This is a genomic window from Frankia sp. EI5c (assembly GCF_001636565.1).
In the GTDB taxonomy this organism is placed as follows: Bacteria; Actinomycetota; Actinomycetes; order Frankiales; family Frankiaceae; genus Parafrankia.
The window spans coordinates 1-1,823 of sequence record NZ_LRTK01000042.1 but is presented as its reverse complement, the minus strand read 5'-3'; the positions used below and the strand labels follow the sequence as shown (position 1 = coordinate 1,823).

The 1,823-nt window shown below is 72.8% G+C and carries 1 protein-coding gene and 2 pseudogenes; 2 read left to right on the top strand and 1 reads right to left on the bottom strand.

Annotation, left to right across the window (positions count from 1 at the left end; translation table 11 throughout):
* Window positions 1-434 precede the first annotated feature (434 nt).
* Window positions 435-780, bottom strand: a 346-nt coding sequence (locus UG55_RS18740) for a MarR family winged helix-turn-helix transcriptional regulator (protein ID WP_242424752.1), incomplete at its 3' end; no start/stop codon positions are given.
* Between the two features lie 194 nt (window positions 781-974).
* Here UG55_RS18740 and UG55_RS18735 point away from each other — a divergent pair.
* Window positions 975-1,392: pseudogene (locus UG55_RS18735) on the top strand (nitroreductase family protein); the annotation flags it as partial.
* A gap of 1 nt (window position 1,393) precedes the next feature.
* Window positions 1,394-1,595, top strand: a pseudogene (locus UG55_RS38975) (nitroreductase); the annotation flags it as partial.
* Between the last annotated feature and the right edge of the window lie 228 nt (window positions 1,596-1,823).

The window sequence follows — 1,823 nt, the reverse complement described above, 5'->3', positions numbered from 1 at the left end:
GTCGAGGAGCGCCTCGACCAGCCGGGCCGCGCCGCCGCCTGGGCAGGATGCGCAGCGTGGTGGTCTTGCCCGACCNGTTCGCGTCGAGGAAGCCGGTCACCGCCCCGGCGGGCACGGTGAACGAGACGTCGCGCAGGGCCTCCGTCCGCCCGTACCGCTTCGTCAGGCCGCGGACGTTGACGACCACGTCCCGTGCCGTCGTCCTCGCGGGAGCACGGGTCGTCGTGGTGGCGGGTGGGGCCGCACCGGGCCGGGTGGCGCCGCCCACCGGGAAGGGGGCTGGATACGGTGGCCTCCTCGGGTCGGAACGCCACTGCGATCGCCTCACGGTAGCGGGCGTGTGTTACCGGCGGCCGCGCCGTCGAGCACCAGCCTGAGCAGATGGCCCAGAGTGGCCCTTTCGTCCGCGGACAGCCTGCCGGTGAACCGCTCCNCGGTGGCTGTCGCCTCGGCGAGGCCGCGGTCGAGCGAGGCGCGGCCGGAGGGCGTCAGCTCCAGCAGGATCGCCCGCCGGTCCGTCGGATCGACCCGGCGGCACACCAGGCCGTCGGATTCCAGCCCGTCCACGGTCTCGGTCATCGTCCGGGGAGCGACCGAGACGGCGAGCGCCAGTTCGCGTGGTCGGACGGGCCCGGTGTCGGCGATGAGCCGCAGCACCTTCAGGCGGGGGAGGCTCAGACCCGCGCCGGTGCGCAGGGAGTCGTTGACCGCCCGGCGGACCTGGTGGCCCAGGGCCAGGACGAGATCGATGACCGGATCTCCGGTGTCGGGTGGGGGCATCGCCCNGGTGATCCCTTTCGGCTGGTTCGTCNAACTGTGCACCGTGTGACACATGTCCGGAGCACGGAGTACCCCTTATTGTGAGGGAGCCTCATTGAAATGGGAAGGGGATCTTCGGTGGACGGCGCCGGATCCCTGACCCGCTGTCGTCGGCTCGATCTGATCCGAGGAAACAAGGGACAACAAGGAGCAGCGTGGACGCACTGGACTGTCTGATGACCCGCCGCACGGCGACCCGGCTGGTGGAGCCGGGCCCGACCACCGAACAGCTCGCGGTCATGCTGGCGGCCGCCACCACGGCGCCGGATCACAAGATGCTGCGACCCTGGCGGTTCGTGGTGGTGCGCGGCGAGGCCCGCACCACCCTGTCGAACGCGATCAAGAGCGCGGCCGAGGCCGTCGGAGGCCTGGCCGAACCGGTGATCCGCAAGGCCGCGGGCAAGGCGACCCGCTCGCCGGCCCTGATCGCGGTGATCGCCTCGCGGGTCCCGGGCGCCCGGGTCTCCCGGGCCGAGCAGGACGCCTCCGCCGCGGCGGCGGCCCAGAACATCTGCCTGGCCGCCCACGCCCAGGGCGTCGCCTCGGCCTGGAAGACGGTGCCGCTACCCGACANCGACGAGGTCCGCGCCGTGTTCGGGATGACCGGTGTGGAGGAACTCGTCGGTTGGGTGGAACTGGGCACCCTGTCCGACGCCGTCCCGCTTCCGCAGCGGGAGCCGGTGGACCTGTCGTCGGTGACGACCGAACTCACCACCGACGGCCGGCTCACCCCGCTGGAAGCGACCACCTCGCCGGTCCCCGCGGACGTCCACTAGAGGCGGTTTCTCGTGGACCAAGGTCGGGTGGTTCGGGGCAGCGGGCCGGGTGGTTGATCGGAGGTCGGGGTGGTCGGCAGGGGNGAGAACGACCTGGCCCGCCGCCGGCCGGCAGCGGGCCGGGTGGTTGATCGGAGGTCGGGGTGGCTGTGGCTGGCCCGGGGTCGGGGTGCGGGGTGGCCGGCTCGGGGTCGGGGTGGCTGTGGCTGGCCCGGGGTTGGGGTGACA